The 24,407-nt window shown below is 74.6% G+C and carries 24 protein-coding genes and 2 pseudogenes; 12 read left to right on the forward strand and 14 right to left on the reverse strand.

Going from position 1 to position 24,407, the window contains the following annotated elements; all coding sequences use genetic code 11:
• Positions 1-28: 28 nt before the first annotated feature.
• Positions 29-736 carry a YoaK family protein gene (locus OG553_RS30370; protein ID WP_405982033.1) on the reverse strand — a complete coding sequence of 236 codons (708 nt, stop codon included), beginning with the start codon at positions 734-736 and terminating at the stop codon, positions 29-31.
• Positions 737-815: 79 nt separating this feature from the next.
• Between OG553_RS30370 and OG553_RS30375 the strand changes: the two genes are divergently transcribed.
• Positions 816-1,409: a histidine phosphatase family protein gene (locus OG553_RS30375; protein WP_405982034.1), complete on the forward strand. Its 594-nt coding sequence runs from the start codon at positions 816-818 to the stop codon at positions 1,407-1,409.
• A gap of 7 nt (positions 1,410-1,416) precedes the next feature.
• Here OG553_RS30375 and OG553_RS30380 read toward each other — a convergent pair.
• A pseudogene (locus OG553_RS30380) lies at positions 1,417-1,992 on the reverse strand (PLP-dependent aminotransferase family protein); the annotation flags it as partial.
• Between the two features lie 3 nt (positions 1,993-1,995).
• Between OG553_RS30380 and OG553_RS30385 the strand changes: the two are divergent.
• The 3 genes and pseudogenes from OG553_RS30385 to OG553_RS30395 form a co-directional block, all read left to right on the forward strand.
• A pseudogene (locus tag OG553_RS30385) lies at positions 1,996-2,115 on the forward strand (carboxymuconolactone decarboxylase family protein); the annotation flags it as partial.
• A gap of 69 nt (positions 2,116-2,184) precedes the next feature.
• On the forward strand, positions 2,185-3,702 hold the full coding sequence (locus OG553_RS30390) for an APC family permease (protein WP_405982035.1): 1,518 nt from the start codon (positions 2,185-2,187) through the stop codon (positions 3,700-3,702).
• Between the two features lie 9 nt (positions 3,703-3,711).
• Positions 3,712-4,134: a universal stress protein gene (locus OG553_RS30395; protein ID WP_385758849.1), complete on the forward strand. Its 423-nt coding sequence runs from the start codon at positions 3,712-3,714 to the stop codon at positions 4,132-4,134.
• 12 nt (positions 4,135-4,146) lie between these two features.
• Here the strand turns inward: OG553_RS30395 and OG553_RS30400 are convergent, their stop codons facing one another.
• Entirely contained in the window at positions 4,147-5,769 is a 1,623-nt protein-coding gene (locus OG553_RS30400; RefSeq protein ID WP_405982036.1) for an FAD-dependent monooxygenase, read from the reverse strand.
• Positions 5,770-6,100: 331 nt separating this feature from the next.
• Here OG553_RS30400 and OG553_RS30405 point away from each other — a divergent pair, with 331 nt between their 5' ends.
• The 4 genes from OG553_RS30405 to OG553_RS30420 all read left to right on the forward strand — a co-directional run bounded on the left by OG553_RS30405 (position 6,101) and on the right by OG553_RS30420 (position 10,717).
• A complete protein-coding gene (locus OG553_RS30405) occupies positions 6,101-7,606 on the forward strand; it encodes an FUSC family protein (RefSeq protein WP_405982037.1) in 1,506 nt (501 codons plus the stop codon).
• Between the two features lie 76 nt (positions 7,607-7,682).
• A complete protein-coding gene (locus OG553_RS30410) occupies positions 7,683-8,240 on the forward strand; it encodes a GNAT family N-acetyltransferase (protein ID WP_405982038.1) in 558 nt (185 codons plus the stop codon).
• A gap of 213 nt (positions 8,241-8,453) precedes the next feature.
• Positions 8,454-9,593, forward strand: coding sequence for a nitric oxide synthase oxygenase (locus OG553_RS30415; RefSeq protein ID WP_405982039.1), 1,140 nt, complete (start codon positions 8,454-8,456; stop codon positions 9,591-9,593).
• Positions 9,594-9,649: 56 nt separating this feature from the next.
• Positions 9,650-10,717, forward strand: coding sequence for a lactonase family protein (locus OG553_RS30420; RefSeq protein ID WP_405982040.1), 1,068 nt, complete (start codon positions 9,650-9,652; stop codon positions 10,715-10,717).
• Between the two features lie 78 nt (positions 10,718-10,795).
• On the opposite strand, the gene OG553_RS30425 is transcribed toward OG553_RS30420, so the two are convergent.
• The 3 genes from OG553_RS30425 to OG553_RS30435 form a co-directional block, all read right to left on the reverse strand.
• Positions 10,796-11,716 (reverse strand): hypothetical protein, encoded by a 921-nt coding sequence (locus OG553_RS30425; protein ID WP_405982041.1) that lies wholly within the window; start codon positions 11,714-11,716, stop codon positions 10,796-10,798.
• 110 nt (positions 11,717-11,826) lie between these two features.
• The gene (locus OG553_RS30430; protein ID WP_405982042.1) at positions 11,827-12,513 is read right to left on the reverse strand and encodes a uracil-DNA glycosylase; all 687 of its coding nucleotides are present in this window, start codon (positions 12,511-12,513) and stop codon (positions 11,827-11,829) included.
• A gap of 49 nt (positions 12,514-12,562) precedes the next feature.
• Positions 12,563-13,651 (reverse strand): WD40/YVTN/BNR-like repeat-containing protein, encoded by a 1,089-nt coding sequence (locus tag OG553_RS30435; RefSeq protein WP_405982043.1) that lies wholly within the window; start codon positions 13,649-13,651, stop codon positions 12,563-12,565.
• Between the two features lie 228 nt (positions 13,652-13,879).
• Between OG553_RS30435 and OG553_RS30440 the strand changes: the two genes are divergently transcribed.
• Positions 13,880-14,980 carry an NADH:flavin oxidoreductase/NADH oxidase gene (locus OG553_RS30440; RefSeq protein ID WP_405982044.1) on the forward strand — a complete coding sequence of 367 codons (1,101 nt, stop codon included), beginning with the start codon at positions 13,880-13,882 and terminating at the stop codon, positions 14,978-14,980.
• A gap of 116 nt (positions 14,981-15,096) precedes the next feature.
• Complete coding sequence (locus OG553_RS30445; protein ID WP_405982045.1) at positions 15,097-15,450, forward strand: ArsR/SmtB family transcription factor; 354 nt, start codon at positions 15,097-15,099, stop codon at positions 15,448-15,450.
• Positions 15,451-15,499: 49 nt separating this feature from the next.
• Here OG553_RS30445 and OG553_RS30450 read toward each other — a convergent pair whose 3' ends face one another.
• Both OG553_RS30450 and OG553_RS30455 read right to left on the reverse strand, forming a co-directional pair.
• Positions 15,500-16,885: an FAD-dependent oxidoreductase gene (locus OG553_RS30450; protein WP_405982046.1), complete on the reverse strand. Its 1,386-nt coding sequence runs from the start codon at positions 16,883-16,885 to the stop codon at positions 15,500-15,502.
• 52 nt (positions 16,886-16,937) lie between these two features.
• Positions 16,938-17,594: a DUF305 domain-containing protein gene (locus OG553_RS30455; RefSeq protein WP_405982047.1), complete on the reverse strand. Its 657-nt coding sequence runs from the start codon at positions 17,592-17,594 to the stop codon at positions 16,938-16,940.
• A gap of 76 nt (positions 17,595-17,670) precedes the next feature.
• Here OG553_RS30455 and OG553_RS30460 point away from each other — a divergent pair, with 76 nt between their 5' ends.
• A complete protein-coding gene (locus OG553_RS30460; protein ID WP_405982048.1) occupies positions 17,671-19,158 on the forward strand; it encodes an LVIVD repeat-containing protein in 1,488 nt (495 codons plus the stop codon).
• A 16-nt stretch (positions 19,159-19,174) separates the two neighbouring features.
• Here OG553_RS30460 and OG553_RS30465 read toward each other — a convergent pair whose 3' ends face one another.
• The 4 genes from OG553_RS30465 to OG553_RS30480 all read right to left on the reverse strand — a co-directional run bounded on the left by OG553_RS30465 (position 19,175) and on the right by OG553_RS30480 (position 22,122).
• A complete protein-coding gene (locus tag OG553_RS30465; protein ID WP_405982049.1) occupies positions 19,175-19,798 on the reverse strand; it encodes a TetR/AcrR family transcriptional regulator in 624 nt (207 codons plus the stop codon).
• A 37-nt stretch (positions 19,799-19,835) separates the two neighbouring features.
• Entirely contained in the window at positions 19,836-20,501 is a 666-nt protein-coding gene (locus tag OG553_RS30470) for a phosphatase PAP2 family protein (RefSeq protein ID WP_405982050.1), read from the reverse strand.
• A gap of 34 nt (positions 20,502-20,535) precedes the next feature.
• Positions 20,536-21,474: a M56 family metallopeptidase gene (locus OG553_RS30475; protein WP_405982051.1), complete on the reverse strand. Its 939-nt coding sequence runs from the start codon at positions 21,472-21,474 to the stop codon at positions 20,536-20,538.
• Between the two features lie 102 nt (positions 21,475-21,576).
• On the reverse strand, positions 21,577-22,122 hold the full coding sequence (locus tag OG553_RS30480) for a DUF5134 domain-containing protein (RefSeq protein WP_405982052.1): 546 nt from the start codon (positions 22,120-22,122) through the stop codon (positions 21,577-21,579).
• A 131-nt stretch (positions 22,123-22,253) separates the two neighbouring features.
• On the opposite strand from OG553_RS30480, the gene OG553_RS30485 reads away from it, so the two are divergent.
• Positions 22,254-22,796: a GNAT family N-acetyltransferase gene (locus OG553_RS30485; RefSeq protein ID WP_405982053.1), complete on the forward strand. Its 543-nt coding sequence runs from the start codon at positions 22,254-22,256 to the stop codon at positions 22,794-22,796.
• A 54-nt stretch (positions 22,797-22,850) separates the two neighbouring features.
• On the opposite strand, the gene OG553_RS30490 is transcribed toward OG553_RS30485, so the two are convergent.
• Both OG553_RS30490 and OG553_RS30495 read right to left on the reverse strand, forming a co-directional pair.
• Positions 22,851-23,543 carry a glycerophosphodiester phosphodiesterase gene (locus OG553_RS30490; RefSeq protein ID WP_405982054.1) on the reverse strand — a complete coding sequence of 231 codons (693 nt, stop codon included), beginning with the start codon at positions 23,541-23,543 and terminating at the stop codon, positions 22,851-22,853.
• A gap of 190 nt (positions 23,544-23,733) precedes the next feature.
• Positions 23,734-24,384, reverse strand: coding sequence for a PadR family transcriptional regulator (locus OG553_RS30495; protein ID WP_405982055.1), 651 nt, complete (start codon positions 24,382-24,384; stop codon positions 23,734-23,736).
• Positions 24,385-24,407 lie beyond the last annotated feature (23 nt).

Below are 24,407 nucleotides of genomic sequence, written 5' to 3' on the forward strand. Positions count from 1 at the left end.
GCCCCGCCCGGGCCGCCCGCGCCCCCGATCAGCAGGTGCCGCGGCGCAGCGCCGGCTGCCGCAGGTAGGACACGGCGACCGCGCCCACCACCGCGGCCGCGGGCAGCAGCAGCCAGTTCACCGTCAGCCCGGCCCGCACCAGCAGGGCCCCGGTCAGCCCGCCCGTGAACATGGCGGCGACCGCCCACGCGCGCCGCCCCCACGCCCCCGTGCCGTATCCGAAGGCACTGTCGTGCCCGAGCGCGGATCCGCCCAGGAAGGCCGTCATCGACCGGGTGACCAGGGTGGTCGGCACCCCCGGCAGGTTGACCCGCATGCTGGTCACGTTGCGGAAGCCCATCGCCACCGCGAGGAGGGCGGCCGTCACCAGGTGCCGCGCGGCCGGGTTCCCGTACCGGGGCGGCACACCCCATCCGGCGCAGGCGGCAGCCAGCAGCAGGGCCGCCTCCACCGCCAGGCCGATCACGAACCAGTGCCGCCCCCGGTCCTGCGCGGCCCCCTCCAGCCGGGCCGCGCACACCGCGCCGACCGCGAACGACAGCAGCGACACCCCCGAGGCCAGTGCGGGCAGACCGCCCTCGTGGGCCGTGCCGAAGGCGAGGAACAGCACGTTGCCGGTCTGCATCGCGGTGAACACCGGTCCCAGGGCCAGCAGGCTCACGGCCTCGATCAGCCCGGTCACCCACGTCAGCACCAGCAGCAGGACGGTCAGCCGCCTGCACTCACGCACGTCCATGACGCCCGACAGTGACACGCCCGCCCGGCTCCGGCGGCCCGACATGCCGGGCACGAGCCGACCGCCATAGGGTCCGGGCATGAGCGAACTGCTACTGGTGAGGCACGGCGAGACGGCCTGGAGCGCGAACGGGCGCCACACGGGGCTGACCGACGTGCCGCTGACCGCGCGGGGTGCCGACGAGGCCCTCTCGCTGGCCCCCTTCTTCCGCGACCGCGAACCCGCCCTGGTGCTGACCAGCCCGCTGAGCCGGGCCGTCGCCTCGGCCGAACTCGCCGGGCTCACCGGCGGGATCCCCGAACCCGACCTCCACGAATGGGACTACGGCGGCTACGAGGGCGTCACCACCGCCGAGATCCAGCGCACCCGGCCCGACTGGTCGCTGTGGACCGACGGCGTCCCCCCGGGCGACGCGCAGCACCCCGGAGAGCAGGCCGCCCAGGTCGGGGTGCGCGCCGACCGGGTCCTCGCCCGCGCCGCCCGGACCCTCGAGGCCGGCCGGGGCGACGTCGTGCTCGTCGCCCACGGCCACTTCCTGCGCGTCCTGACCGCCCGCTACCTCGGCCTGCCCCCGCAGGATGGCCGGCTCTTCCTGCTGCGCACCGGCACGGTCAGCGTGCTCTCCACCGAGCACGGACTCCCCGTCATCGCGGGCTGGAACACCCGCCCCTGACCTGCCCTCAGGCCGGGTCCTGCCCCGCCCGCGGCGGGTCCGGCAGGGCCAGGCACAGGGCGTCCAGCGCCGCCGGGAAGGCGTGCTCGGGCGGCGTGCCGTAGCCCAGCACCAGGCCGTCCCGCGGGGCCATGGAGCTGTCCGGGTGCGGGTACGGGCCCAGCCCGTCCAGGGCCAGCCCCGCCCGCCGGGCCGCGCGCAGGGCGGCCGCCTCGGTGCCGGGCGGCAGCTCCAGCACCGCGTGCAGCCGGGCGGCGACCCCGCTGACCCGGACGTGCGGGGCCTCGGCCGCCAGCCGCGCCGCCAGCAGGTCCCGGCGGCGCCGGTAGACCTGGCGCCTCCGGCGCAGGTGGCGGTCGTAGCCGCCCGAGGAGAGGAACTCGGCCAGGGTGAGCTGGTCCGTCACCCCGGACCACATCTCGCGCGGCCCCTTCGCCTCCAGCACCTCGTCCACCAGCCGGCCCGGCAGCACCATCCAGCCCGTCCGCAGCGCCGGCGACAGGCTCTTGCTGACGGAGCCGACGTACGCGATCCGCTCCGGGTCCAGGCCCTGCACGGCACCGACCGGCTGGCGGTCGTAGCGGGCGACGAGGCCGCACGGCACTTCGGCGAGGAGGAACCGGCCCAGCTGATCGCGCTCGTCCTCACCGTGAACACCTGGAACCGGATGAACGTCACCACCCGCAAGACCCCCGGCACCGAGTAGCCCGCCCCGCCCCGCCCCGTGTGCCCCGCCCGCCTCGCGCGCGGCCGTCCCGTGCGTGACGATGCGTACATGAACGACGGCGACCGCGCCGAGGCGGGCAGCACCATCGGGGACGCCGGCCCCGAGGAAGGCCTCAAGGCCAACGCGATCGGCTTCCTCGACGCGCTCGTCATCGGCCTCAACTCCACGTCGCCCGCCTACTCCCTGGCCGCCGTCATCGGCCCGATCGTGGCCCTGGCCGGCATCTACGCCCCCGGCGTGATGCTGGCCTCCTTCGTGCCGATGCTCCTCATCGCCGCCGCCTTCTACTACCTCAACAAGGTCGACCAGGACTGCGGCACCACCTTCTCCTGGGTGACCCGGGCCATGGGCCCCTGGGCGGGCTGGCTGGGCGGCTGGGCCATCACCATGACCGGGGTGCTCGTCATCGGCTCCCTCGCCGACGTCGCCGTCCACTTCGGCCTGCTCGCGGCCGGGCTCGACGACTGGGCCGCCAACCAGGTGGTCCGCCAGACGCTCACCGTCGTCGTCATCCTCGCCATGACCGCCGTCTGCGTCATCGGCACCGAGCTCTCCGCCCACCTCCAGGACGTCCTGATCCTCGCCCAGGTCTTCTTCCTGCTGGTCTTCGCCGTCGTCGCCATCTACCGCGTGTACGCGGGCACCAGCACCCTCGACGAGATCGAACCCTCACTTTCCTGGCTCAATCCCTTCGGCGCCGGCGGCGCCGCCCTCACCGGCGGACTCCTGCTCGGCGTGTTCATCTACTGGGGCTGGGAATCCGCGGTGAACCTCACCGAAGAGGTCGAGGACTCCGCCACCGCCCCCGGCAAGGCGGGCATCTGGTCCACCCTGGTCCTGCTGGTCACCTACCTGTCCGTCGGCTTCGCCATCGTCGCCTACGCCGGGACCGAGTTCCTCGCGAAGAACGCCGGCGAGGAGGAGGCGATCTTCGCCGTACTCGCGCACGAGGTGATGGGCGGCTGGGACTGGATGGTGCTCCTCGCCGTCTGCACCTCCGCCCTCGCCTCCACCCAGACGACGATCATCCCCGCCTCCCGGACCGCCCTGTCCATGGCCCGCCGGCACGCCCTGCCCCCGCACCTCGCCCACATCCACCCCCGCTTCCACACCCCCGAGGTCAGCACCTGGTGGGTGGCCGGCATCGCCATCGCCTGGTACCTGATCGTCAACCAGATCAGCGAGAACGCCCTTCTGGACTCCCTCACCGCGCTCTCCCTGCTGATCGCCTTCTACTACGCGCTCACCGGCGTGGCGTGCGCCGTCTACTACCGCCGCCACCTGCTGGAGAACGCGCACAACTTCTTCCTCATCGGCGTCGGCCCGCTGGTCGGCGCCGGACTGCTGGCCTGGCTGCTGGTGGAGTCCGTCGTCGACATGTCCGACCCCCGCAACTCCGCCGGAGGGACCTCCTGGTTCGGCCTCGGCCCGCCGCTGGTGATCGGGATCGGCATCGCGGCCCTCGGCGTGCTCCTCATGTGCTTCTGGCGGGTCCGCGACGGCAGGTTCTGGCAGGAGCGCCGCGGCGTGGTCGACCCGGCCCTCGTGCGCGGCGGGAAGGTCTGAGGAGGCCGGATGTCCGTGGTCCTTGGATACGACGAGTCCCCCGGCGCCGAGCGGGCCCTGCGGGTGGCGCTGGAGGTGGCCACCGCCTTCGGGGAGCCCCTCGTCCTCGTCTATGGGGCCGCCGCCCCCGGAGCCACCGGGGAGGAGTACCGCGCCCACCGCGAGGCCGTCCTCCAGGCCGGCCGCACCGCGCTCGCCCGGGCCGTCGAGGCCGCCGACGAGGCCGGTGTCCCCTCGACGGTGGAGGTGGTGGACGACAAGCCGGCCCAGGCCCTGCTCGCCGCCGCCGAACGCCACCACGCGCGGGTCATCATCGTCGGCAGCTGGGGCGACAGCCCGATCCGGGGCGCCCTGCTCGGCTCCACCCCGCACAAGCTGCTGCACCTCTCGCCCGTCCCGGTGCTGTGCGTACCGACCGAGGACGGCCCCTGACCCGGCCGGGACTCAGTCCCGGAACACCCCCGCGAGGTACCCGGCCAGCCCCTCCGCCGTCGGCGGGCAGAGCCGGGCCCCGAGGTACCCGTCGGGCCGCACCACGAAGGCCGTCGGCCCCCGCACCCCGTACAGCCGGGCGAACTCGCCCCGCGCGTCGCGGTACACCGGCCACGCAGCCCCGGCGGGCGCGGTCCCGCCCTCGGAGAGGACCGCGTACGCCGTGAGCCGCCCCGCCGGCAACCCGTCCGCCAACGCGGCGAGTGCGGGGACGTACGGGCCCGGTGCGCCGTCCGTGTGGAGCAGCAGCACGTGCTCGCGGTCCCGCAGCAGGTCGAACAGTCGCAGCGGGAACCGCGCGACCTCCCCCGTCAGCCCCCCGCAGTCCGGGGCCCGCTCGCCGGGCCGCGGCCCCCGGGGCGCCCGGTCGTCCTCCCACCGGACCACCGGGCTGTCCGGGTAGCCGACCAGCAGCTGAGCCTCCCGCAGCACGAAGGCGGCGGGGTCCGCCGGATCGGCCGCGAAGCCCCGGGTGGCGTGCCGGACCGTCCGCCCGACGACCTCCTCGCCGACCGGCCGGCGCTCGGCGTCGTAGCTGTCCAGCAGCCGGGGGTGCGCGCCCCCGGCGACCGCGAGGGCGAGCTTCCACGCCAGGTTCCAGGCGTCCTGGATACCGGTGTTCATGCCCTGGGCGCCGGTCGGCGGATGGACGTGGGCCGCGTCCCCGGCGACGAAGACCCGCCCCTCGGAGTACCGGTCCACGATCCGGTGGCTGATCCGGAAGACCGAGGACCAGCGCATGCCGGACGCGGTCACGGGCTGCGGCGACAGCCGGTCCAGGACGGCCTGCACGTGGGACAGCGCCGGGGCGCGGCCGCCCTCCAGCCCGTGCGCGGTCCCGTCCGGGGCCACCGACGGAGAGGACAGCTCCGGCGGCACCAGCATCGACATCCGGTACCGGCCGGGGCCCGGCAGCGGGATGCACACCAGCAGGTCGTCCGGCTTCCCGTCGGCGCCCAGGTGCGTGGACCGCACGCCGTACCCGTACGGCAGGTCCCAGTCCACGCACACGTCCGCCAGCATGTACTCCTCGGGGAAGGCACCGCCCCCGAAGCCCAGCCCCAACCCCTTGCGGACCAGGCTGTGGGCCCCGTCGCAGCCCACCAGGAACCGGGTCCGCAGCTCCTCGCCGCCGTCCGGGCCGACGAGCCGGCAGGTCACCCCGCCCTCGTCCCGGGCGAAGGACACCAGCTCCGTGCCCCGCTCGATCCGGGTCCCGAACCGGGCCAGGAACCCCTCCAGGATCCGCTCCGTCTCGTACTGCGGGAGCGCGGCGAACCCGTACGGCACCTCGGGCGGCAGCACCAGCTCCATCCGCTCCCGCCGGACGCCGTCGACGTACACCAGCTGCCCGCGCATCGGGACCGCCGCCTCCAGGGCCTCCCGCACCACGCCCATCCGGTCCCAGACCTCCAGCGTGCGCGGCTGGACGCCCACCGCCTTCGCGTACGGCAGCCGGGCAGGCAGCCGGTCCACGATCCGGCAGGCCACCCCGCGCCTGCGCAGCTCCACCGCCGCGGTCAGCCCCACCGGGCCCGCGCCCGCGACGAGCACGTCAGCCGCATCGCCTCGCACCCCTCCATCGTGGGCTCGCCGCGCCCGCCGCGCGCGACGGGCGGACCGGCGCCCGACCCGGTCCGGGACCGCCCGGTCCGTTGGCTTCCCGATGGCCGGAAAAGGCGCCTCGGGGCTGTGCCAACGGTCCAGCGTGACGGACGTCGCTTGAGCCAATGCCCCTGCGGATGCTTATCTGTGTCATATCCAATTACTTTCGGCGCCGCGCAGCGCCGGACGGCAACGAGGCCGGTCCGGAGCGCGGTGCCTTCGCCGTGCCCGTCCGCCGCCCACCACCCCCGGGCGGACGCCGGGCCGGCGCGCTTCACTCCGAGGGGGGCGGCACACCGCCATGAAGAGGATGTTCGTGGCTCCGGATCCGGGGCGCACCAGACTGCGGAACTCGCTCCGGGCGGTGATCGGCACCGGGCTCGCCGTCGCCGTCGCCGAACTGGCGGGGCTCTCGCTCACCGCCTCCATCACCGGCGGCCTCGCGGCGCTGCTCGCGCTGTTCACCGTCCTCGACGCGGACGTCCGCGCCCAGCGGGTGACCACCGCCCTGCTGCCCGCGACCGGCTTCCCCGTCCTGGTGCTGGCCACCGGACTGCACGGGATGCCGCCCGCCCGCGACGCGGCCTTCCTCGCCGTCGTCTTCGCCGGGGTCTACGCACGCCGCTGGGGGCCGCGCGGTCACGCCCTCGGCATCTTCGGCTTCATGATGTTCTTCGTCACCCAGTTCCTGCACGCCCGGCCCGCCCAGCTGCCCGAGCTGTTCGCCGCCGTCGCCCTGGCGCTGCTGTCGGCCGGGGCCGTGCGCTTCGTGCTGTGGCCCATCGAGCGCCGTACGCCCCCGGCCCCCGCGCCGCCGCCCCTGCCCGGCAGCGGCCTGGCCCGGGCCACCACCCGCCAGGCCTTCCAGGCCACCGCCGCCTGCGCCTTCGCCCTCGCCATCGGCCAGGTGCTGTCCGAGGACCGCTGGTACTGGGCCGTCGGCACCGCCTGGTGGATCTTCGTCAACACCGCCTCGCGCGGCGAGACCCTGGTCCGCGGCTTCCGCCGGGTCCTGGGCACCGTCGTCGGCATCGCCGCCGGCCTGCTGATCGCCGTACCCCTGCACGGCGCGCCCGCGCCCACCGCCGCGCTCGTGGCCGTCTGCGTGTTCGGGATCTTCTACACGGCGGCGCCCTCGTACTCCTGGATGATGTTCTTCGTCACCGTCATGGCCGGGCTGCTCTACGGCCTCCTCGGCGTGCTGCACCCCGGACTGCTGCTCCTGCGCTTCGAGGAGACCGCCGTCGGCGCCCTCGGCGCGGCCCTCGCCGTGGTGCTGATCCTCCCCGTGACCACCCACGGCGCCAACGACGCCTGGATCCAGCGCGCCCTGCACTGCGTACGCGCGGCCACCGCGGCCTCCCTCGACCGCCTCGCCGGGGACCCCGAGGCCGACCCCGCCCCGCACGCCGCCGAGCTCGAACTGCTGCTGGTCCGCGCCCGCGTCGCGCTGGCGCCGCTCGTCCACCCGCTGAGCCCGCTGCGCGCCCGCAAGGCCCGCGCCCGGCAGGTCATGGCGCTGCTCGACGACTGCGCCCGCGAGGTGCGCGGGCTCGTGGCCGTCGCCGCCGACCCGCAGGCCTCCCACGACGCCCGGCTCGCCGCCGCCTGCTGGCGGGTGGAGGCGGCCGTCGAGGCGCTCACCGCCCCCGAGGGAGCCCCGGAGCCCGCCGCGCCGCGCACCGCGGCCCGGGAGGCCGGGGCCGAACCGGCCCTGGCCCACCTGCACGGCCTGGAGGAGGCGCTCGTCGCCCTGGCCACCCCGCTGCGCACGGACCCGCGCGCCCCGCTGGTCATCACGGCCTGACCGGCCCCTGCGGACCGGACCGCGCGAACGGCCCGAACCGCCCGCCCCGTCCCGCGCGGGCGGTACGGTCGGGGGCATGACGACCCCGCCGGCCTTGGGCCTGGAATACCGCACCGCCCGCCCCGGGGACCGGGGGGCGATCGAGACCCTCGACGGTTCCTTCCTCACCTCCACCGTGTTCGAGGTGAACGCCTCCGACGGCGGCTTCGCCCTCCGCGAGGTCCCGGTGGACCCGCCGCTGCGCAAGGTCTTCCCGGCGGACCCGGACGACGACGGTGACGAGGGCTCCGGTGAGCACTCCCGGACCTTCGTCGCCCTCGACGCAGGAACCCTCTGCGGCTTCGCCTCCGTCACCTACGCCCCCTGGAACCGGCGCCTGACCGTCGAGGACATCGAGGTCGCCCCCGGCCACCGGGGCCGCGGCGTCGGCCGGGCCCTCATGGAGCTCGCGGCCGGCTTCGCCCGCGAACGCGGCGCCGCGCACCTGTGGCTGGAGGTCAGCTCGGTCAACGCCCCCGCCGTGCACGCCTACCGGCGCATGGGGTTCACGCTCTGCGGCCTGGACACCGCCCTCTACGACGGCACGCCGGCGGCCGGCGAGCACGCCCTGTTCATGAGCCGTCCCTGCGGCTGACCCGACCGCGGGACGGCGTACCGGAATGCCGCGGATGGTACGCCCAACAGGGGCGCCCCGGAGGGGCATTGGGGCGATGTCACCCGGAGGGGTGGTGCGGAGGTCCCTGCGGCACCGGGCTGACCTGCGCCGTGTACAACGGGTGATTGTTCATTGCACATTCATCCGGCATGTACAGGGTGGATCTGGTCGGACAGGGGGTAACCGCCCGGAATGGAAATTCTGCAGAAGCACTCGAGCGCCGCTCAGGTGTGGGAGGAAGCCGAGGAGTTCATCCGGCTCTTCCACCGGGAGAATCCGCAGGCCGGTGATCCGCGTGCCCGGCTCGCCGCCGTACGGGCCGAGCTCGCGGAGACCGGGACCTACCGGCACACCCCGCAGGAGCTGGTCCACGGCGCCCGCGTGGCCTGGCGCAACAGCAACCGCTGCATAGGCCGGCTCTACTGGAACTCCCTGCGGGTCCGCGACCGGCGCGGGCTGACCGGGGCCGAGGACATCGCCGCCGAGTGCTTCGAGCACCTGCGGGAGGCGACCAACGGCGGCCGGGTCCGGCCCACCATCACCGTCTTCGCCCCCGACGCCCCGGACCGTCCGGGGCCGTTGATCTGGAGCGAGCAGCTGGTCCGCTACGCCGGCTACGGGGACCACCACTCCATAACGGTCGGCGACGCCCGCAACGCACCGCTCACCGAGGCGCTGCTCGGACTCGGCTGGTCCGGCGGCGCCGGCACCCCCTTCGACCTCCTCCCGCTGGTGGTGCAGGGCGTCGACGACAAGCCCCGCTGGTTCGACACCCCGGCGGACGCCGTGCTGGAGGTCCCGATCCGGCACCCCGACGGGCGCGACGACTGGAGCGACTGGGGGCTGCGCTGGCACGCGGTGCCCGCCATCTCCAACATGTGCCTGGAGATCGGCGGCATCCACTACCCGGCCGCCCCGTTCAACGGCTGGTACATGGGCACCGAGATCGGCGCCCGCAACCTCGCCGACACCGACCGCTACAACCTCCTCCCGGCCGTCGCCCGCAGACTCGGCCTGGACACCTCCAGCGAGCGCTCGCTGTGGAAGGACCGGGCGCTGGTCGAGCTCAACCGCGCGGTGCTGGACTCCTTCGACCGGGCCGGGGTCACCATCGCCGACCACCACACCGAGTCCCGGCGGTTCCTCTCGCACCTGGAGCGCGAGGAGCGCAAGGGCCGCGAGGTGGGCGCCGACTGGTCCTGGATCGTCCCGCCGATCTCCGGGGCCGCCACGCCCGTCTTCCACCGGACCTACGAGGACCGGCCGAGCTCCACGGCGTACGTCCACCACCCCGGGGCCCAGGAACGGGCCAGGGGGCGGGACTTGGTCTAGACCTTCTGTTACCGTCGGCTCCGGAGACGGATCCGGGACGGCGGAAAGAGGCACCAGTGGACGGCGCGCACAGCACGGACCAGGGCGGCGGACACCGGGCCTACATCGGCTCGTTCACCTCGGGGGGCGGCCGCGGTGTCACCACCGCGGCCGTGGATCCCGCCACCGGAGCGCTGACCCCGCTCTCCTCCGCGGACTCCCTGGCCGACCCCTCGTACCTCGCCCTCGACCGGGATTCCGGCGTGCTCTACGCGGTGAGCGAGACCGGCCGGGGGGCCGTGGGAGCCTTCCGCGCCACCGCCGCGGGGCTCGCCCCGCTGGGCGCCCCCGTCCCCGTCGACGGCTCGGGCCCCACCCACCTCAGCCTGGCCGGAGGCCGGTTGCTCACCGCCAACTACGGCTCAGGCAGCGTCAGCAGCCTGCCGCTCGCCGCCGACGGCAGCGTCGCCGGCCCGGCCGCCGTCCTCACCCACACCGGCTCCGGCCCCGACACCGAACGGCAGGCCGGCCCGCACGCCCACCAGGTGCTCCCCGACCCCACCGGCCGCTGGGTGCTGACCGTGGACCTCGGCGGCGACGCCGTACGCGTCCTCGCGCTCGACCCGGCCACCGGCGCGCCCCGGGAGCGCGCCAAGGTCGTCCTGCGCGCCGGGACCGGCCCCCGCCACCTGGCCTTCCACCCGGCGGGCGGGGTGGTCTACGTACTGCACGAGCTGGAGCCGCAGCTGACCGTATGCCGCTGGAACGCGGACTCCGGGCACCTGGAAGCCGTGACCGAGGTCCCGGTCGCCTCCGGAGCCGCTGCGGACGGCGTACGGGCCTACCCCTCGGCGGTCGCGGTCGCGCCCGACGGACGCTTCCTCTGGGCCGCCGTCCGCGGGAGCGACACCCTGGTCACCTTCTCCCTCGCCGGCGGCCCCGAAGGGCCGCGGCTCACCGCAACCACCGGATGCGGCGGCCACTGGCCGCGCGACCTGGCCGTCGACCCATCGGGCCGCCGCCTCTACGCCGCCAACGAACGCTCCGGGGACGTCACCTGGTTCGAGGTGGACCCGCTGACCGGTCAGCCGAGCCCCGCCGGGTCGGTGGCCGTCCCCGCGGCCTCCTGCGTGGTCTTCGCCTGAACCGGCGCCCCGGGTACGGCGAGGGGCCCGTCCGGAACGGATTCCGGACGGGCCCCTCGTCACGCGTACGGGCGGGTCCTACTGCGCTGCGGCGCCCAGCTGGATGCCCAGGGCGGCGCTGAACTGCGCCACGGCCAGCTTGCCGAGCGCCGGGTAGGCGCCGAGCACCTCGGCGGCCGAGCAGTCGGCCTCCTTGCAGGCGGTGTCCAGCAGGCCCTCGGCCGCCTCCGGGCCGATCAGGTACGGGGCCAGCGCCAGCTGGACCGAACCGGAACCGCGCAGCTCGGCGGCGACCGCGGCCACCGAGCCCTCCTGGTCCAGCGCGGCGGCGATCACCGGAACCGCGAGCCGGGCGGCCAGCAGCATGCCGGTGATCCCGGCCGCCTGGACGGCCTCCTCGCCGCCGGTGGTGGCCAGGATGATGCCGTCGGCGGCGGTGGCCACCGTGAACAGGCGGGCCCGGTCGGCGCGGGCCAGGCCGGCCTCCGAGAGGCGGACGTGCAGGCCCTCGGCGAGCAGCGGGTGCGGGCCGAGCACGTCGGCCAGCTCGGCGGCGGCCGAGGAGTCCATCAGCGCCTGGCGCATCCGGCGCAGCAGGTCGGCGTCGGGGCCGGCCAGCAGGGGCACGACCACGGCGTCGGGGCCGGTCGGCGCGGGCACGTCCAGACCGGCGGCGCGGGCGAACTCCGCGCGCGCGTTGCGCTCGTGCGCGACGGCGTTCAGGACGCCGGACAGCGAGGGGAACTCGCTCTCCTCGCCGTCCTCGCCCTCGAGGTAGCCGATCCGGGCGTCCAGCCCCGGCAGCTCGGAGCGGCCGATGCTGATGACCTCTTCGGCCAGCCCCCGCGAGGCGGCCGAGGGGGCACCGGGCACGGCGAGCACCAGCGCGGGCGCGCCCTCGGGCGCCACCGCGGGCTCGGGCCGGCGGTGCCGTCCGGTCTGGCGGGGTCGCGGCATTCGTACGGGCAGGCCGTTTGCGGGCCCAGTGGGGGAGCTCATGGCGCCGCATGCTACTGGTTTATCGGAACCAGGTGTTCGGGCAGGGCCCGCTCGGGCGGCATCTGTCCGCATTTATCCATTGAATGTCGTAGTTCAATGTCATATACGGTTCAACTGACTGTCGGCAGGCGCCAGTCGACGGGCTCCGCACCCTGCCCCACCAGCAGCTCGTTGGTCCGGCTGAACGGACGGGACCCGAAGAAGCCGCGGTCGGCGGACATGGGAGAGGGGTGGACCGACTCCACGGCCGGCAGGCTGCCCAGCAGCGGCCGCAGCCGGCGGGCGTCGCTGCCCCACAGGATGGAGACGAGGGGCTTGCCGCGTGCGGCGAGGGCGCGGATCGCCTGCTCGGTGACCGCCTCCCAGCCCTTGCCTCGGTGCGCGTTCGGCTTGCGCGGGGCGGTGGTCAGCGAGCGGTTCAGCAGCAGCACGCCCTGCCGGGTCCACGGGGTCAGGTCGCCGTTGAGCGGCCTGCCCGTGCCGATGTCCGCGTGCATCTCCCGGAAGATGTTGTCCAGGCTGGGCGGCCACGGGCTCACCTCGGGGGCGACCGAGAAGGACAGGCCCATCGCGTGCCCGGGGGTCGGGTAGGGGTCCTGCCCGACGATCAGTACCTTCACCTCGTCGAAGGGCTGCTGGAACGCGCGCAGCACGTTCGCCCCTGCCGGGACGTACGTTCTGCCTGCCGCGATCTCGGTGCGCAGGAAGTCGCCCATGGTGGCGATCTGCCCCGCCACCGGCTCCAGAGCGCGGGCCCAGCCCGGCTCGACGATCTCGTTCAACGGTCGTGCTGCCATGGGTGATCACTCTACTGGCCCACACCGACAGCCGGTCCCGCCCGCGGCCTCAGGGCAGCGCGGCCGCCCGTACGCAGAGCACGTCCGGCAGGTGGCCGGCGAGCAGCTGCCAGCTGTCGCCGTCGTCGTGGCTGGCGTACAGCTCGCCGTTGCGGTTGCCGAAGTAGACGCCCGCCGGGTCGGCGTCGTCGGTGCACAGGGCGTCGCGCAGGACGGTGCCGTAGTGGTCGCCGGCCGGCAGCCCCTTGGAGAGGGGCTCCCAGGTGGCGCCCGCGTCCCGGGTGCGGAAGACCCGGCAGCGGTGCTCGGCCGGGACCCGGTCGGAGTCGGCGTTCAGCGGGAAGACGTACGCGGTGTCCGGGCGGTGCGGGTGGGCGGCCACGGCGAAGCCGAAGTCGGAGGGCAGCCCGGAACCGATGTCGGTCCACGCGGCGCCCGCGTCGTCGCTGCGGTAGACCCCCCAGTGGTTCTGGAGGTAGAGCCGCCCGGGGTCCCCGGCGTCCTGGGCGATCTTGTGGACGCACTGGCCGAACTCCGGGTCCGGGTCCGGCAGGAACACCGCAGAGACCCCGTGGTTGGACGGCTCCCAGCTCGCCCCGCCGTCCCGGGTGCGGAACACCCCGGCGGTGGAGACGGCCACCGTGACGGCGTCCGCGTCGGCCGGGTCGGTGATCACCGTGTGCAGGCCCTCGCCGCCGCCGCCCGGCACCCACTCCGAGCGGGTCGGGTGCTCCCACAGCGGCCGGACCAGCTCGAAGGACTCGCCCCGGTCGGCCGAGCGGAAGAGCGCGGCGGGCTCCGTCCCGGCATAGACCACGTCCGGGGCCTCCGGACCGGCCGGGTGCAGCTGCCAGACCCGTTCCAGCGAGGCGCCGGTGTCCTTGGGGAACTTCACGGCGGGCGCGGCGGGCTCGTGCCAGGTCGCGCCCAGGTCGTCCGAGCTGAAGACGGACGGCCCCCAGTGCGAGCTGTCCCCGCCGACCAGCAGCCGGGGCAGCGGCCCCCGGGTGTCCACGGCCACGGCCGAGACGGCCTGGGCGTTGAAGTGCGGTCCGTCGAACTCCCAGGGGCTCCCGCCCCGGCGGCGGCCGATGAAGAGGCCCTTGCGGGTCCCCGCGAGCAGTACCACGTCGGTCATGGCCGACACCTCCGGACGTCGTTGTCCTTCACGGCAGCTTTCCAGCCAGTCTGCACCCGACCGCGGACGGCGGTCGGGCAGGCCGCGCCGTCGAAGACCTGTTCGATGGCTCCGGGCGGGCGGAGGTCGTTGTACGAAGGGGCTCGTACTACGGGAGTTTTCGTAGTACGGTGTTCCTCGTACTTAGCGCCGACCCCGGTGCGCGTCCGGTCACGTATGGAGAGCCCCATGAGTGCTGCACCCGCTGCCTTCGCCGCCCTGTTCCAGCCCTACACCCTGCGTTCGGTCACCATCCCGAACCGCGTCTGGATGGCCCCGATGTGCCAGTACAGCGCCGAGGCCTTCGGACCGAACGCGGGCGTGGCCCTGGACTGGCACTTCGCGCACTACGCGGCCCGCGCCACCGGCGGCACCGGCCTGATCATCCAGGAGGCCACCGCCGTCGCCCCGGAGGGCCGCATCAGCCCCTACGACCTCGGCATCTGGAACGACACCCAGGTCGAGGCCCTCCGCCGGATCACCGCCTTCGTCAAGTCCCAGGGCTCCGTCCCCGGCATCCAGATCGGCCACGCGGGGCGCAAGGCCTCCACCGAGCGCACCTGGAAGGGCGGCCGCCCCGTCGGCCCCGAGGGCCACGGCTGGCAGTCCGTCGCCCCGAGCGCCGTGCCGTTCGACGAGGGCTACCAGGTGCCCCACGAGCTCACTGCCGAGCGGATCCACGAGATCACCGGCCAGTTCGCGGCCGCCGCCGTTCGCGCCCTCGCGGCCGGCTACGAGGTCCTGGAGATCCACGGCGCCCACGGCTACCTCATCGGCGAGTTCCTCTCCCCGCACAGCAACAGGCGCACCGACTCCTACGGCGGCTCCTTCGAGAACCGCACCCGCTTCGCCCTCGAAGTCGTCGACGCCGTACGGGCGGTGTGGCCCGAGGAGCTGCCCCTGTTCTTCCGGATCTCCGCCACCGACTGGCTGGAGGAGGACGGCTGGACCGCCGACGAGACCGTCCGGCTGGCCCGGCTGCTCCAGGAGCACGGCGTCGACCTCCTCGACGTCTCCACCGGCGGCCTCGCCCCGCACGTCAGGATCCCCGTCGGCCCCGGCTACCAGGTGCCCTTCGCCGCCCGCGTCAAGGCCGAGACGACCCTCCCGGTCGCCGCCGTCGGCCTGATCACCGAGCCGGAGCAGGCCGAGAAGGTCCTCGCCAACGGGGAGGCGGACGCCGTCCTCCTCGGCCGCGAGCTGCTGCGCGACCCGTACTGGGCCCGCCGCGCGGCCGTCGAGCTGGGTGCGGAGATCCCCACGCCCGACCAGTACCACCGCAGCTGGTGACCCCGGTGCGGCGCCGGCCGCCCCGGCGCCGCACCCCGCCCCGTCCTACGACGACTCTCGTACGATGGGAATCCACGAGGGGAACCCTCGGCCGAGCCGAACGAGCGGAGCAGGACATGACGGAACGCGACACGGCCCGCGCCCTCGCCCACCCCGAGTCGTGCGAGATCCGGCTGGAGGGCGTCCTGCACGCCCTCTCCGACCCGATGCGGCTGTCCATCGTCCGCGAACTCGCCTCCACGGACGCCGAACTGGCCTGCTCCGACTTCGTCCTGCCGGTCACCAAGTCCACGACCACCCACCACTTCCGCGTCCTGCGCGAGAGCGGCGTCGTCCGCCAGACCTACCGCGGCACGGCCAAGATGAACGGCCTGCGCCGCGAGGACCTCCAGTCCCGCTTCCCGGGCCTCCTGGACAGCATCCTGACGGCCGCCACGACCGAGGAGAACCGGGGCCCCGACGCCTCCTAGGGCCCCCGACGCCTCTTAGGGGGCCGCGGCCACCACGGAACCGGTCACCCTACGCGGGGCCCGCCGCCGCGCGGAGGCCCGCCCAGTCGGGGATCTTCACCGAGCGGCGGCCCAGGGAGCGGCCCAGGGCCTCCTCGGCCGCTTCGATGGACAGCCAGCCGGGCCACTCCACCGGGCGCAGGCCCGCCGCCCGCAGGGCCTCCAGGGGGTCCGCGGGGAGGTCGCGCCGGGCCAGCGCGCCCGCGTCCTGGAGCAGCGAGGACACCGTCTCCTTGGCGCACGGCCGGTTGGTGCCGATCACCCCGGTCGGGCCGCGCTTGATCCAGCCCGCCACGTACTCGCCCACCGAGGCCCGGCCGTCGCGCACCACCCGGCCCGCCGCGTGCGGCACGGTCCCGGTGGCCGCGTCGAAGGGCAGGCCGGGCAGCGGCACGCCCAGGTACCCCACCGAGCGCAGCACCAGCTCGGCGCCGACGTCCTCGTACGCGCCCGTACCGGTCACCCCGCCCCGGCCGTCCGGGGCGGTGCGCTCGAAGCGGAGCCCGCGGACCCGGCCGTCGGGCCCGCCCAGCACCTCCACCGGCCGCAGGTAGAACCGCAGCCGGATGTCCCGGGCCGGGGCCGCGGCCGCCTCGCCGCCGTCCGCTCCGGCGCCCGCTCCGCCGTCCGCGGACCAGCCGCGCAGCACGTCCAGGTTGCGCCGTACCGCCGCGGGCAGCGCCGCCGCCGCGTCCTGGCCTGCGTACGCCGGGTCGAGGGCCAGCTCGGCGGGGTCCACGCGGGTGCCGACCCCGGGCAGCGTGCCCAGTTCACGGAGTTCCTTGGTGGTGAACCTGGCCTGGGAGGGGCCGCGCCGGGCCACCATCGACACCGTCCGCACCCCGCTGTCCGCCAGTACGCCCAGCGCCGCCTGCGGCATGTCGGTCGGCTCCAGCTCGGGCACGCCCCGGGCCAGGATCCGCGTCACGTCCACCGCCACGTTGCCGGCGCCGACCACCACCGCCGAGCGGACCCCGCCCAGGTCGAAGGGGCTGGCGTCAGGGTGGCCGCTGTACCAGGACACGAAGGCCGTCGCGGAGTGCACCCCGGCCAGTTCCTCGCCGGGGATGCCGAGCATCCGGTCGCGGGCGGCTCCCACGCAGTAGACCACCGCGTGGTACAGCTCCAGCAGCCGCGCGGTGGTCAGCCCCGGGCCGCCGACCTCCACGTCGCCGAGGAAGCGGATCCGCTCGTCCTCCAGTACCGACCGTAGGTTTCCGGTCAGCGATTTGATCTTCTCGTGGTCGGGGGCCACCCCGTACCGCACGAGGCCGTAGGGGGCCGGCAGCCGGTCCAGCACGTCGACCCGCACCCCCGGCACCTCCCGCTGCTGGACCAGCGTCTGGGCGGCGTAGACCCCGCTGGGGCCCGAACCGACGACGGCGACACGAAGCACGGCGGTACTCCTCCCGCAGGTGCTCCCAGGATGCCACCGGCCCCCGGACCCGTCAGCCCAACGCGCGCATCCGTTCGATCTCGGCGCTCTGGGTGGCCACGACCTCGTTCGCCATCTCCTCCACGGCGACGTTGTTGCCCTGGGCGAGGGCCTCGCCCGCCATCTTCAGCGCCCCCTGGTGGTGGGCGGTCATCAGCCGCAGGAACAGCCGGTCGAAGTCGGCGCCCTTGGCCGCGGTCAGCTCCGCCAGCTGCTGCTCCGTCGCCATGCCGGGCATCGCGGCGTGGTCGTGGCCGCCGGAGTCGCCGCCGGGCGCCGGGTACCGGGAGATCCACTTCTCCATGGCGCCGATCTCGGGCCCCTGTGCGGCCGAGATCCGCTCCGCGAGCCGTTTCACCCCGTCCGCCGAGGCCCGGCCGGGGGCGAGGGCGCTCATGGTGAGGGCCTGCCGGTGGTGTTCGACCATGTGCCGCACGTAGGCGTGGTCGGCCGCGTTGGGGCTGTCGTCGGGACGTTCCCCGGCGGCCTGTTCGGGAGTCAGGGTGCGGGCCGGGCCGCCCGGTTTGCCCGGGGCCACGACCACCGGCGAGCCGTCGCCCGCCGCGCGCGGGCCGGCGTCGCCGTCCTGGCAGCCGGTGAGGGTGAGGAGGAGGCCGGCGGTCAGCGCCGCCCCCAGGAATCGGCCGAGTAATGCGTTTGCCATGTCCATGAAAAGCAAGATACTGCCGGGGTCCAGGTTCCGTTCCCCACGGGAGCGAAACGTACGGGCCCCCACGGGAGGCACAGTGACCTCGCAGCACAGCGTCAGAGTGCGCCACCGGAGTCTGGGGGCGGCCCTGGCCGCCGCCGGACTCCTCACCACGCTCCTGGCCACCGCCGGACCGGCGGCCGCCACACCTGATCCGGGCGACCTGACCCCGGGCGCCGGATCCCGGCAGAGCACCGCCCCCGCCCAAGGCCGCGAACTCGCCCCCGGGGAGATCCCCGGCAAGGACGAGATCGTGCACAGCGCCAACATCAAACCGCTGGCCAACATCCCCAGCGCCAACCCGGCCGGGATCAACTCCGACCTGGCGTTCCAGGGCGACTACGCCTACGCCGGCAGCTACGACGGCTTCACCATCTACGACATCGCCAACCCCAAGTCGCCCAAGGTCGTCACCCAGGTCCTGTGCCCGGGCGGCCAGAACGACATCTCGGTCTCCGGCGACCTGCTCTTCCTCTCCACCGACTCCTCCCGCAGCGACGACTCCTGCAACAGCGTCTCGCAGCCCGCGACGGAGAAGTCCTCCTGGGAGGGCATCAAGATCTTCGACATCAAGGACAAGCGGAACCCCAAGTACATCAAGTCCGTCGAGACCGCCTGCGGGTCCCACACCCACACCCTGGTGCCCGGCGGCCGCGACATCTACCTCTACGTCTCCTCGTACTCGCCCAACGAGGCCTTCCCGGACTGCAAGCCGCCGCACGACGGCATCTCCGTGGTCAAGGTCCCGAAGAAGGCACCGACCCAGGCCGCCGTCGTCGGCTTCCCGGTGCTCTTCCCGGACGGCGGCAACCCGGGCGCGCCGACCAACCCCGGGGTCTCCAAGACCACCGGCTGCCACGACATCACCGTGCTGCCGTCCAAGAACCTGGCCGCGGGCGCCTGCATGGGCGACGGCATCCTCTTCGACATCAGCAGGCCGGAACGGCCCAGGGTCATCGACCGCGTCCAGGACAACGTCAACTTCGCGTTCTGGCACTCGGCGACCTTCAACGAGCGGGCGAACAAGGTGGTGTTCACCGACGAGCTCGGCGGCGGTGGCGGCGCCACCTGCAACGAGGCCACCGGCCCCAACCGGGGCGCCGACGGCATCTACGACATCACCGGCCGCGGCGACCAGCGCAAACTGGTCTTCAAGGGCTACTTCAAGATCCCGCGCCACCAGGCCGACACCGAGAACTGCGTCGCCCACAACGGCTCGCTGGTCCCGGTCGGCGGCGGCCGCGACATCATGGTCCAGGCCTGGTACCAGGGCGGCGTCTCGGTCTGGGACTTCACCGACTCCACCGCCCCCAAGGAGATCGGCTACTTCGAGCGCGGCCCGCTGACCACCGACCAGCTGGGCCTCGGCGGCTCGTGGTCCGCGTACTACTACAACGGGCACATCTACTCGAACGACATCGTCAAGGGCCTCGACGTGCTGAGGCTCGACGACTGGCGCACCGAGAGCGCCAAGTGGGTGCGCATGGACCGGCTCAACGTGCAGAGCCAGCCCGAGTACCACTGACCACGCCCGCCCCGCACTAGCGGGGAAACGTTCCGCCGGGCGGACCCCCGTCCGGCGGGACACCCAGCTCCCAGTCCAGCCCGTACCGCTGGAACAGCTCCGCCCGCAGCCGGGCCGCGGGCATCGGCGCCCCCGGCAGCAGCACCGCGACCACCGCGCCCATCAGCAGCGCCCGCAGCAGCGGGTAGTCGGTGTCCACGTCCGCCGAACCGTACGCCGCGACGGCCCCCCGCAGCAGCTCCGCCAGCCGCTGCTGCTCCGGGCACCGGATGAACCCGTCCGCCTGGAGGATGCCCGCCATGTGCGTGCGCATCAGCCGCGGCTGGTCCCGGGCCAGCCCCAGGATCGCGTCGATCGCCCGGGCCAGCAGCTCCCGCCCGTCGTCGGTGCGCGGCTCGCGCTCCAGGGCCGCTTCCAGCGTCAGGTGCATCAGCCGGTGCACGGCCGACTGGAGCAGCTGGCGCTTGCCGGGGAAGTAGTACGAGACCAGGCCGCGCGCCGCGCCCGCCCGGTCGGCGATGTCGCCGAGCTTCGTCGCCTCGTACCCGCGTTCGGCGACCAGTTCGACCGTAGCCTGCAGCAGCCGCTCCCGTGAACGTCTGCGCAATTCTTCATTGACCGACGGGCTGCGCGGGACCATGCTTACTCCTGCGTTGACTGGCTCCGAGCCAATATACTCAGCGCGCGGGACCGTCTGCTCGGGGCGACGCGGGGGATCGCCCCGGGCAGGCGTACCGGAACGCCGCGAGCGCCACCACGGCCACGCCCAGGAGCCAGCCCGCGAGCACGTCCGAGAACCAGTGGACGCCCAGGTAGAGCCGGGTGAAGCCGACCCCGAGCACCGAAACGGCCGCCACCGCCCGGGCCGCGGCCACCGCTCCCGCGGGCGCCTTCGCGGGCAGCAGCCACAGCAGCAGCCCGCACACCACCGTGGCCGTCATCGCGTGCCCCGAGGGATAGGCCGCGAAATGGGCCGTCGCGACGGGATCCGGCCACTCCGGGCGGGCCCGGCCGGTCAGCGCCTTCAGCCCCTGCTGCACCGCCGCGGCCGCCAGCACCGCCGCCCCGACCCGCACCGCCCGCGGACGGTCCCCGCGCCGCCAGAGCCACAGGCAGGCCGCGGCGGCCAGGGCGCGCATCGTCCACGGGTCCCAGAGCCAGTCGGAGAGGACCCGTACGAGGTGGGTGACCCCGCCGTGGGTGACGGCGTACGCGTGCAGGTACCGCGCGAGCCGGTCGTCGTACGAGATCAAGGGCGGCCAGCCCGTCACCACCAGCCCGGTCAGCACGGCCGCGAGGAGCGCGCAGCCCGCCCCGGCCCTCGAAAGCCACGTGTTCCACATGCCCTTGATCCTGTCAGCACGCGGACCGCGCGGATCAGGCCAGCGCGCTCAGCCCCGGTACGAAGGCCACCAGCAGGGGAACCGCCGGGACCAGCGCGGCCAGTGCCGCCAGCCGCAGCCGGCGGGCCGGCGACAGGCGCGGGGCGGCCGACAGCAGCCGCCGCACCCGCTGCGGGACGTGCGCCTGCTCGGGCCCGCACGGGCCGAAGACGCCCCGGTCCTCGTTCAGCCCGACCAGGGCCAGGGCGATGGTCAGCCGCCCGTAGCGGCGCGAGGCCACGTCGTCGGCGGCCAGCTCCACCAGCCGGTGCATCTCCGCCTCGAACGCGGCGAAGACCGGAACCTGCGGGAACCCCTGCGCCAGCGCCCGCGAGCAGTGCAGCAGCCAGTCGTGCCGGGCCGCCACGTGCCCCTGCTCGTGCGCGAGCACCGCGTCGAGCTGGCTGCCCTTGAGCCGTCCCAGCGCCGCCGTGGTCACCACCAGCCGCGGCGCCGACCCGGGCTGCCACCAGGCCTCCGGACGCGGACCCTCCAGCACCACCAGCCGCGCCGCGGCCGGATCCTCGCCGGGCAGCAGCGGCGCCCGGACCAGGAGTTCGGCCCCCCGGGCGCGCCGCCGGGCCCGCGCCCGCAACACCTCCCGGGCCAGCATCGCCCCGGTCCACAGCCCCCCGCAGGCCAGCGCCAGCGCCGTACCCGCGGCCCAGGGGCCGCCCTCCGCCCCCAGCGCGTACGCGTCGACCACCCCGTGCGGGGCCGCCGCGAACAGCCGGCCCCGGACCGCCTGCCAGGCGGCGGCCGCGCTCAGCAGCATCGACAGCGCGAGGCACAGCAGGGTCGCGGCCACCACGCACTGCCACACCCACAGCGCGACCACCGGTTCGCGGTCGGGCCACTCGGCCCGGGCCAGCAGGCGGGGCGCGAGCACAGCGGTCAGTGCGCCGAGCAGCAGGAGAGCGGCGGGGACCATCATGTCCGCAAGCCTATGAGCGCGGCGCCGCCCACCGGTACGGGCTCGGGGCATTGGTGACGCAGGACACGTTCCGCCCGCGCCCCGACGGCCGTGCCGGGGGCCTCACATGGCCAGCAGCATCGCCAACATCCCCGTACCCATGGCCAGTCGGCAGGCCCGCGTCAGGTCCCCGGCCCCGCCCGGGGCCCCTCCCCGGACCGCCGGCAGCGTCTGGGACGCACCGCCCGCCGTCACCAGCCGGGCCCCGCCGAGCAGCACGTAGCCCGCGTAGTAGAGCAGCAGCGCCCCCGTCACCGCGGGCAGCCCGGCCCGGCCGTGCCCGTGCCCGGCGGTCATGGCGAGCGCCATGTACGCCATCGCCAGCGAGCCGACCAGGTGGTGCGCGTGGTGCACCCCGCCGCGCAGCAGCCACAGCGCGTGCAGCGCCGCCCCGCAGAAGACGGCCAGCAGCACCTGCGGCCCCCACGGGCCGGTGCCCGCCGGCAGCGCCATCGCCGCCATCCCGAAGCCCATCACCGCCTCGCCGGCGGCCGCCCCGCGCGTGCTCCGGTCCGCTCTGCGCGCCCGCAGCAGGCAGTACCCGCCGCTCGCGGCGCACAGCACCACGAGCATCCAGGCCAGGGTGAGGGGCAGCGCGGATCCGTGCACGGCGGAACCTCCCGGTTCGTCGGCGTCAGCAGAAGGGATTCCCTGCTCACGCCGCCCTCACGCCGACCCGGGATAGGCTCTGCGTGCCGTACCAGGCATGTCATATGCCGCCGCGATGAACGGAGCCCCCGATGCCGACCGCCCAGCCCGCCGCCGCCCTGAGCTTCCGCAGCGCCGTGGAGGCGGACGTACCGGACCTGGTGGCCCTCGTCGAGTCCGCCTACCGGGGCGACGCCAGCCGGGCCGGCTGGACGACGGAGGCCGACTTCCTGGACGGGCAGCGCACCGACCCGCAGGGCGTGGGCGCGATCATCGCCGACCCGGACGGCATCCTGCTGGTGGTCGAGCGCGCGGGCGAGCTCGTCGCCTGCTGCCAGCTCGAACACCGCGGGGACCACGCGTACTTCGGCATGTTCGCCGTCCGCCCCGGGCTCCAGGGCGCCGGCCTCGGCAAGGAGGTCCTGGCCGAGGCCGAGCGCCGGGTCCGCGAGACCTGGGGCGCCAAGCAGATGCGGATGACCGTGGTGAACGTACGGGAGGAGCTCATCGCCTACTACGTGCGCCGCGGCTACGAGCGCACGGGCGAGCTGAGCCCGTTCCCGTACGGCGACGAGCGCTTCGGCGTCCCGCTCCGCGACGACCTGGCCTTCGAGCTGCTCGTCAAGGCACTCTGACCAGCCCGGACGTCCCTACGCCCGTACGCCCCTACGCCCTTACGCCCGGACCGCTCAGGCGGTGAACCGGCCGGTGCTGCGGATCTCCGGGAAGTCGGTGGCGGCGCCGTCCAGTTGCAGGGCCCGCGCCAGCCGCAGCTGGTCCAGCGTGTTGACCGTCCGGCCCGTCACCCGCAGCCCCGCCGCGTGGGCCGCCTCCACCGTCTCCAGGGTGAGCCGGCGGATGTCCAGGGCCACGGTACGGGCGCCCGCCGCCAGCGCCAGGTCCACGAGGTCCTCGGCGGCCGCGCCGGGCCGCTCCGGGTGCAGGGCCGTCCGGACGCCGGGGGCGTGCCGGGCGACCACCGCGAGCACCTCGCCGTCACCGGAGGCCACCTCCACCCGGGAGACCAGGTCGCGGCGCACGATCAGCTCCGCCAGCGCGGTGGCGGCCGCGCGGTCCCGCACCGACACCTGGAGCGGGATCCGGACGGCGTCCAGGACCTCCTCCAGGACCGGCACCCGCTCACCCTGGCCGGCGTCGAGTTCGCGCAGCTCGGCGAGGGTCAGGTCGGCGACGGCGCCCGCGCCGTTCGTGGTGCGGTCGACCTCGGCGTCGTGCAGCACGACCAGGACGCCGTCCTTGCTGAGGCGGACGTCCAGGGCGATGACGTCCATTCCGCAGCGTTCCGCGCGGACGAACGACCGCAGGGTGTTCTCCGGCTCCGCACCCATGACCCCGCGGTGACCGATGGTGAGGAAAGTCAAGGTTCTCTCGCTTCCGTCGAGGGCGGCTCCCCGCGCGGTCGCGGTGTCCCGACCGGCCGCGCGCGGTGAGGACGCATGCTAGTGCGCCCCGCCCGCGATGGGACCGGTCGTGCAGGGGCCCGCGGAAGCCCTCCGGCCGCTTCCCGCCAGGGGTGTGCGCCGCCCGGCGGGCCCGGGGCACCGTGTCGCGTCACCCCTGCGTGGGCGCGTCCCCGCCGGCTTGACGCAGAGCCGTCCCGGGCGCCGGAGCACCGGCGCCGGCGGCCCCTTCCGCGGCCTCGCGGAGGTCGTCGAGCAGGGCCCCGGCCAGCTCCAGCTCGGCCAGGTGCTGCCGCTCGCTCCAGCGCAGCGCGAGCACCGGGAAGGCCCATTCCGGTACGTCCGCCGCGTGGCCCATGGCCTCCCGTACGGCGGCCAGCTCGCCGCGTGTCCGCTCCACGTGGTCCTCGACCATCGCGCGCAGCCGTTCCGGCTCGGCCAGGTGACCCAGCCAGATCCGCAGCAGCAGCCCGTGCTTGAGCACCGGCGGGCCGGCGTCGGCGGTGTCGGAGGCCCAGCCCGAGAGGGCCTCGCGGCCCGCCTCCGTGATGGCGTAGCGGCGCTTGGCGCGGACCTCCTCGGGCCCCGAGCGCGCGGAGGACGCGTAGCCCAGTTCCTCCAGGCGGCGCAGTTCGGCGTAGATCTGGCTGATCGCGGGCGACCAGTAGAAGAAGCGGAGGGAGGAGTCCGCCCACTTCTTCAGCTCGTAGCCGGTGCGCTCGCCGGGGAACGACAGCAGGCCGAGCACCGCCCACGCGGTCGGCGGGAGGTCTTGCTTCTTCGAGGTCTGACTACTAGTCATATTTCTAATCGAAGTAAGACCGG

It is taken from the genome of Streptomyces sp. NBC_00158, from assembly GCF_045160885.1.
In the GTDB taxonomy this organism is placed as follows: domain Bacteria; phylum Actinomycetota; class Actinomycetes; order Streptomycetales; family Streptomycetaceae; genus Streptomyces.